Origin of the sequence: Stenotrophomonas sp. GZD-301 (genome assembly GCF_049310345.1) — a bacterium.
In the GTDB taxonomy this organism is placed as follows: domain Bacteria; phylum Pseudomonadota; class Gammaproteobacteria; order Xanthomonadales; family Xanthomonadaceae; genus Stenotrophomonas.
Genome location: NZ_JBMOWY010000046.1, coordinates 20,581 through 27,197 on the forward strand (window position 1 = coordinate 20,581; position 6,617 = coordinate 27,197).

Genomic DNA, 6,617 nt, shown 5'->3' on the forward strand with positions numbered 1-6,617 from the left:
GGAAGAGGGCGCGCGCGGTGCATTGCCGGCGCGCCCCTGGTCCGGTGCGTTACCTCATCCGCGGATGAACGCCAGCAGATCCGGATTGATCACGTCGGCATGGGTAGTGCACATCCCGTGCGGGTAGCCCTTGTACACCTTCAGCGTGCCGTGTTTGAGCAGCTTGATCGACAGCTCGGCCGAGTCGGCGATCGGCACGATCTGGTCGTCGTCGCCGTGCATCACCAGCACCGGCACCTCGATCTTCTTCAGGTCCTCGGTGAAGTCGGTTTCCGAGAAGGCCTTGATGCAGTCGTAGTGCGCGTTGATCGCGCCCATCATGCCCTGGCGCCACCAGTTGTCGACGATGCCCTCCACCGGCGGGGCGCCGTCGCGGTTGAAGCCGTAGAAGGGAATCGGCACCTCGCGGTAGAAGGCGGCGCGCCCGGCCGCCAACTGCGCGCGGAAGCCGTCGAACACCTCCTTGGGCGTGCCGCCGGGGTTGGCTGCGCTCTTGATCATGATCGGCGGCACCGCGCCGATCAGGACGGCCTTGGCAACGCGCCCGGGCTTGGCCTGGGCCACGTAATGGGCCACTTCGCCGCCGCCGGTGGAGTGCCCCACGTGCACGGCATCGCGCAGGTCCAGGTGCTCGACCAGGGCGTTGACGTCGGCCACGTAGGTATCCATGTCATGGCCGCCGCTGGTCTGCGAGGAGCGGCCGTGCCCCCGACGGTCATGGGCGATCACGCGGTAGCCCTGCAGCAGGAAGAACTGCAGCTGGCTGTCCCAGTCGTCGGCACTGAGCGGCCAGCCGTGGTGGAAGACGATCGGCTGGCCCTTGCCCCAGTCCTTGTAGAAGATCTGGGTGTTGTCCGGTGTGGTGACGTACGGCATGACGCGAACTCCTTGGGGGGTGGGGGATGCGCGGGTAAGCCCTGCATGCTGCCGCAGCCGGGTGTTCAGCCGGCATGAAAGACGCGCTGCCGGCGGCATGTCGATTTTCGCCCCGCTGCAACGTCGAACCGATGACAGGCGCGCCGCCCGGCCCGCCCCCCCGACCGCTACGGAGTACCGAGATGAGCGACACCCCGACGATCAAAGGCCCTGCGTCCTACTTCCCGTCCATCGAAAAAACTTACGGCCAGCCGGTTGGCCACTGGCTGGCGCTGCTGGTGACCCAGGGCGGGCTCAAGCACATGGAGCTGGTGGCGTTCCTGAAAACCGAGCACGGGCTGGGCCACGGCCACGCCAATGCCCTGGTGGCCCACCACCTGCGCGGTGGGGGCGGCTGAACGGCCCAGCGGGCTGGCTGAACGATTTCAACTGCAACTGTCACGTAGATCGTGTCTAATACCGCCCCCACCCGCGGTACCCCCACGTGACTTCCCTTGATTCCCACAGCCCCGAGCCGTGCGACGACGCTGACGGCCACCTGGTCACCGCCGGCCCGCTGACCCCGCCGCCGGACAGTGCCGGCACCGTCGCCGATGAAAAGGCGCTGCGCCATTCCGTGGCCGAGGACGTGCAGGGCATGCTGCTGGCCACCCTGGTGGCCTCGCTGGGCCTGGCGATCTTCGCCAAGGGCGGGCTGATGATCGGCGGCATGGCCGGGCTGGCGTTCCTGGCCCATTACGCGTTCGGCTGGAACTTCGGCCTGGTGTTCGTGCTGGTCAACCTGCCGTTCTACTGGGTGGCGGTGCGACGCATGGGCTGGGAGTTCACGCTCAAGACCTTCGCGGCGGTGACCGCCTGCGGCGTGCTGACCGACCTGCTGCCGCGCTGGGCCGATTTCGCCCACATCAGCTCGCTGTACTCGGCCATCGTCGGCGGCGCGCTGGCCGGCCTGGGCATCCTGTTCTACATCCGCCACCGCGCCAGCCTCGGCGGCATCGGCATCCTGGCGGTGTACCTGCAGCGCACCCGCGGCTGGAGCGCGGGCAAGGTGCAGATGTCCTTCGACACGCTGCTGATGTGTGTGGCCTTCTTCGTGCTGTCCCCGTCGAAGGTGATGTACTCGGCCATCGGCGCGGTGGTGCTCAGCCTGGTGCTGATGTTCAACCACCGCCCCGGCCGTTACATGGGCGTGTGACCCGAGGCGGCTGCCAGCCGCGCGAACACCGGGCAGTCCGGGCTGTGCGCGCCCGGCAGGTAGCCCAGGCTCATCAGGAACTCGCCGGTGATCTCACCGCCGGTGAAGCGGAAGGTCTTCTTGAACAGCTTCACCCAGGCCGCCTTGTCCTGCGGATGATGCGCGTCCAGCCACGCGGCGAAACTGCCGTGGCTGGCCCGCAGCTGCTGGATGACCTGCGCGTTGTGGACCGCCGCATGCACCTTGAGCCGGTTGCGGATGATGCGGGCATCGCCCAGCAGGCGTTCGATGTCGCGCTCGCCATAGGCGGCCACGGTGTCCACATCGAAACCGTCGTACGCGGCACGGAAACCCTCGCGCTTCTTCAGGATGGTCTCCCAGCTCAGCCCGGCCTGGTTGATCTCCAGGATCAGCCGTTCGAACAGCTCGCGTTCGTCGCGCTGCGGGAAGCCGTACTCGTGGTCGTGGTAGTGGCCATGCACGGGATGGCCGGGGGCGATCAGGCAGTAGCCGCTCACGGGGTGTCCTTGGATGAAGGGGGAGGGGTCTGGATGTCCTGCGGCTCGCCGCCATCCAGCGACACCTGCGGCCAGCGAGGGCGATGCAGCGTGATGCTGCCCTGGCGCACCGCCGTCTGGATGCGGCCGGTGCTGCCGGACCAGAAGGTCAGGGTACCGCCGTCGCGCCACTGTGCGCCCTCCAGCACATGCAGCTGGCAGGACGATCCCACGGTGCCGCTCACATCGCACAACAGCATCTCGTCGCGTCCGTCGCCATCCAGGTCGCGGCGCAGGGCCACGCACGGATGGCCGGGCCGCAGGCAGTCGTTGGCGGGCACCTGGCCGGCGAGCAGCGCGTCCCACCAGGCGGTATCCGGTGCCGGGCTGTTGGCGGCGGACACGAGCTGGCGCTGCAGCACGGCGCGCTCGGTCACCGACGCCACCGACGACGTCGTGCTGTCGCCATGCCAGCGCGACTGCCGCGCGAGCGCGGCATCCATCACCGCCACGGCACCGGGCGCGTCCTTGAAGCCCGGTGCGTCGCGCAGGGCCTGCAGGGCCTGGTAGCCGCGCCGGCCGAGCTCGAAGCGCAGCACGCGCGCGTCGTCTTCCTCGATCTGCGGCGCCTGCGCCTGCAGGCGGGTGACCTGGCTGTGCACGCTCAGCCGCACCGGGTCCAGCAGGGGCGTATGCGGCAGCACCGCCGCGGCCAGCACGGCCCAGCAGACCCAGCGGTTGACCGTCTCGATGCCCTGCAGCCAGCGCGGGTACCGGCGCAGCGCGGCCCAGGCGTAGCCGAGTGCATAGCCGGCCAGCAGCAGGGCGATCAGTGCCACCCACACCCGCGGCAGCGTCCAGCCATGCTGCTCCACGCGCAGGGCTACCGCGTAGAGGGCCAACCCTGCGTAGATCGGCAACGCCAGCAGGCTGGCATCCACCAGCCGCCGCAACCACGCCGGATACGGCGGCACGTCGCTGTCCTGCTGGTAAACCGCATTGGTGAACACCACCAGCAGCGCCACGATGGACAGCAGCAGGGCGGCAGCCGAGCGGGTCTTCCACAGTGGTTCCAAGCCGGTGAACGGCAGGCTGCAGACGAACAGCACGGCGATGAACGCCAGCAGCGGCAGCAGTCCCTTGCACACCGCGAACAGCACCTGCCGGGTGACCTGCACCGCGCGCTGCTGGGTGCGCCCGATCAGAATGCCAAAGCCCATCAGCGTGCCGGTGGCCAATGCGATGAAGGCGCCCTGCTGGAACAGTCCGCGGAAGAAGCGGATGTCCACCAGCATGAACAGCAGCGCCCACAACCACAGCAGCAGCCAGGTCAGCCCGGTGAACGCCACGGCCAGGGCCAGGGTCAGCGCGTTCTGCCAGGCGTGTTCAAACAACGCGGTGTAGGTGGCTCGCCAGTGGCCGCTGGCGAGCCGGAACTGCCACCACGGCAGCAGCACGAAGAAGCCCACCGCCATGCACAAGGCGAAGGGCGTCACCAGCGGCCCTTCGGCCAGCCCGGGCGCGCCCTGCAGGTTCCAGCCGACCCAGCCGGCCAGGGCCAGCACGCCCAGCAGGCCGATGCCGGCGTGCGCCCACAGACGGCGGTCGTTGAGCCGCGTTGCCGCCAGTACGATCGCGCCCGGTACCAGCAGGACCGCCGCGTTCCAGCACAGTTGGCCGGTGATGCTGTCGAACGGCCAGGTGGTATCGGCCTGGGTGGCGATGTACAGCAGCAGCCCCTGCAACAGGGCGATCAGCACGATCGCGCTGCGGGTGTTCAGCGGCAGCGGCGGGCTGTCGTTCATGGATGCTCTCCTTCCGTGAGTGCGTGCATCGTAGCGGAGGGCTCACGCCGGTGCGCAGGCCCAGCGGGTAGAATGGCGCCATGTCCGAGCTTTCCACCTCTCTCGCCCATCATTTCCTGGTCGCGCTGCCGTCGCTGAGCGATCCCCCGTTCGCGCGCAGCGTTGCGCTGATCTGCCAGCACGACGACAACGGTGCGATGGGGGTACTGGTCAACCAGCCCTCCGAATACACCTTGGGCGAAGTGCTGGCGCAGATGGAGATTCCGACCGAAGACGGCGCACTGCGTGGGCAGATCGTGCTCAACGGCGGCCCGGTGCATCCCGAACGCGGCTTTGTGATCCATGACGATGCGCGCCCGTGGGATTCCAGCCTCAACGTGGGCCAGGGCGTGTACCTGACCACCTCGCGCGACATCCTCGAAGCGATGGCGCGCGGCGAAGGCCCGCGCAACGCGCTGGTCACGCTGGGCTGCGCGGGCTGGAGCGAAGGCCAGCTCGAAAGCGAACTGGCCGACAACAGCTGGCTCACCGTGCCGGCCGATGAGGAACTGCTGTTCAGCACCCCGCTGGAGCAGCGCTGGCAGGGCGCGGCCTCGCGCATCGGCGTGGACCTGTTCCGTCTCACCGACTACAGCGGCCATGTCTGAGCCGGCCACCACCGCGCCCGGCACCATCCGCCGCGACGGCACCGTGCTTGGTTTCGACGTGGGCTCGCGCCGGATCGGCGTGGCCATCGGCAGTTCGTTCGGCACGCATGCCCGCGCCATTGCGGTCGTGGATGTGCACGGCAATGGGCCGGACTGGGCCGCGGTCGAACGCCTGCTCAAGGAATGGCGCCCGGACGGGCTGGTGGTTGGCGATCCGCTGACCCTGGACGGCCAGGACCAGCCCAACCGCAAGCGCGCGCACGGTTTCGCGCGGCAGCTGCGCGAACGTTTCAAGTTGCCGGTGGTGCTGATCGACGAGCGGTCCAGCTCGGTCGAAGCGGCACGCCGGTTTGCGGTCGAGCGCGCCGAAGGCCGCAAGCGTCGCCGCGATGCCGCCACCCTGGATGCGGTGGCCGCAGCGGTGATCATCGAACGCTGGCTGTCTTCGCCCGACGACGCCACCCCCGTTTCCTGACCCCAGACCTAGCCCATGACCGCCTCGCAACTCGATTCCGATGGACGCCTGCGCCACCTGCTGACCCTGGAAGGTCTTCCCCGCCAGACCCTGCTGCAGCTGCTCGACCGTGCCGGCCAGATCCGCGATGCCGCCGTTGGCCGGGTCGGCAACAAGCGCCACGTGCTGGGGGGCTCGGCGGTGTGCACGCTGTTCTTCGAACCGTCCACCCGCACCCGCAGTTCGTTCCAGCTGGCCGCACAGCGGCTGGGCGCGGACGTGCTGAACTTCGACGCGTCGACCTCGTCCACGCGCAAGGGCGAAACCGCCTGCGACACGCTGAAGAACCTGGAAGCGATGGGCGTGCGCGGCTTCGTCGTGCGCCATCCCGATGACGGCGCCGTGGCGGCGCTGGCCGCCGCCGCAGGCGAGGGCACCGCGCTGGTCAACGCCGGTGACGGACGCAGCTCGCACCCGACCCAGGGCCTGCTCGACATGTTGACCCTGCGCCAGGCCAAGGGCAGCGATTTCTCGAAGATGAAGGTGATCATCGTCGGCGACGTGAAGCACTCGCGCGTGGCCCGCACCGACCTGCATGCACTGCGCACGCTGGGCGTGGGCGAGATCCGCGTGTGTGGCCCGCAGTCGCTGCTGCCGGACGATGACACGCTGAAGGGCTGCATCGTCGGCCAGGATTTCGACGCGATGCTGGAAGGTGCCGATGCGCTGATGATGCTGCGTCTGCAGCGCGAGCGCATGGAAGAAGGCCTGGTGCCGTCGCTCGAGCAGTATCACGCGCAGTACGGCCTCGATGCCGCGCGCCTGAAGCGCGCCGGCCAGGACGCCGCCGTGCTGCACCCCGGCCCGATCAACCGCGGTGTCGAAGTCACCGACGAGGTGGCCGACGGCCCGCAGTCGTGGGTACTGCGCCAGGTCGCCAACGGCGTCGCCGTGCGCATGGCGGTGCTGGAGACGTTGCTGGGGTGAGGGGTGGGGTATCGCCCTGGGTGCCGGCCGCTGGTTGGCTCCGCAGAAATTCAACAGTCCTGTAGTGCCGGCCGCTGGCCGGCTCCGCAAAAATTCAACAGTCCTGTAGTGCCGGCCGCTGGCCGGCTCCAGACGAATCCGACCGCATGTGGAGCC

General features: G+C 68.8%; 8 protein-coding genes. 5 read left to right on the forward strand and 3 right to left on the reverse strand.

The features are described from left to right. Window positions 1-54: 54 nt before the first annotated feature. Complete coding sequence (locus ACO6VK_RS12940; protein WP_422507715.1) at window positions 55-876, reverse strand: alpha/beta fold hydrolase; 822 nt, start codon at window positions 874-876, stop codon at window positions 55-57. A gap of 182 nt (window positions 877-1,058) precedes the next feature. Here ACO6VK_RS12940 and ACO6VK_RS12945 point away from each other — a divergent pair, with 182 nt between their 5' ends. Together ACO6VK_RS12945 and ACO6VK_RS12950 are read left to right on the forward strand one after the other, a co-directional pair. Further along, window positions 1,059-1,274 carry a DUF4287 domain-containing protein gene (locus ACO6VK_RS12945; protein ID WP_411850134.1) on the forward strand — a complete coding sequence of 72 codons (216 nt, stop codon included), beginning with the start codon at window positions 1,059-1,061 and terminating at the stop codon, window positions 1,272-1,274. A gap of 86 nt (window positions 1,275-1,360) precedes the next feature. Further along, window positions 1,361-2,071 carry a YitT family protein gene (locus ACO6VK_RS12950; protein WP_422507717.1) on the forward strand — a complete coding sequence of 237 codons (711 nt, stop codon included), beginning with the start codon at window positions 1,361-1,363 and terminating at the stop codon, window positions 2,069-2,071. Here ACO6VK_RS12950 and ACO6VK_RS12955 read toward each other — a convergent pair. Beyond that, complete coding sequence (locus tag ACO6VK_RS12955; RefSeq protein WP_422507719.1) at window positions 2,056-2,589, reverse strand: DNA-3-methyladenine glycosylase I; 534 nt, start codon at window positions 2,587-2,589, stop codon at window positions 2,056-2,058. The genes ACO6VK_RS12950 and ACO6VK_RS12955 overlap by 16 nt on opposite strands. Beyond that, complete coding sequence (locus tag ACO6VK_RS12960) at window positions 2,586-4,373, reverse strand: DUF4153 domain-containing protein (RefSeq protein WP_422507721.1); 1,788 nt, start codon at window positions 4,371-4,373, stop codon at window positions 2,586-2,588. Before ACO6VK_RS12960 ends, ACO6VK_RS12955 begins: the two co-directional genes overlap by 4 nt. Before the next feature lie 80 nt (window positions 4,374-4,453). On the opposite strand from ACO6VK_RS12960, the gene ACO6VK_RS12965 reads away from it, so the two are divergent. The 3 genes from ACO6VK_RS12965 to ACO6VK_RS12975 are packed head-to-tail and all read left to right on the forward strand — an operon-like array spanning window position 4,454 to window position 6,461. Next, entirely contained in the window at window positions 4,454-5,020 is a 567-nt protein-coding gene (locus ACO6VK_RS12965) for a YqgE/AlgH family protein (protein WP_422507723.1), read from the forward strand. Further along, on the forward strand, window positions 5,013-5,495 hold the full coding sequence (ruvX, locus tag ACO6VK_RS12970; RefSeq protein WP_422507725.1) for a Holliday junction resolvase RuvX: 483 nt from the start codon (window positions 5,013-5,015) through the stop codon (window positions 5,493-5,495). The genes ACO6VK_RS12965 and ruvX overlap by 8 nt, the downstream gene beginning before the upstream one ends. 15 nt (window positions 5,496-5,510) lie before the next feature. Beyond that, window positions 5,511-6,461, forward strand: a complete 951-nt coding sequence (locus tag ACO6VK_RS12975; protein WP_422507727.1) for an aspartate carbamoyltransferase catalytic subunit — start codon at window positions 5,511-5,513, stop codon at window positions 6,459-6,461. Window positions 6,462-6,617 lie beyond the last annotated feature (156 nt).

Coding starts and splice junctions, on each gene's coding strand:
- ACO6VK_RS12940 (WP_422507715.1), bottom strand. CDS start 876: ATGCCGTACGTCACCACACCGGACAACACCCAGATCTTCTACAAGGAC.
- ACO6VK_RS12945 (WP_411850134.1), top strand. CDS start 1,059: ATGAGCGACACCCCGACGATCAAAGGCCCTGCGTCCTACTTCCCGTCC.
- ACO6VK_RS12960 (WP_422507721.1), bottom strand. CDS start 4,373: ATGAACGACAGCCCGCCGCTGCCGCTGAACACCCGCAGCGCGATCGTG.
- ACO6VK_RS12965 (WP_422507723.1), top strand. CDS start 4,454: ATGTCCGAGCTTTCCACCTCTCTCGCCCATCATTTCCTGGTCGCGCTG.
- ruvX (WP_422507725.1), top strand. CDS start 5,013: ATGTCTGAGCCGGCCACCACCGCGCCCGGCACCATCCGCCGCGACGGC.
- ACO6VK_RS12975 (WP_422507727.1), top strand. CDS start 5,511: ATGACCGCCTCGCAACTCGATTCCGATGGACGCCTGCGCCACCTGCTG.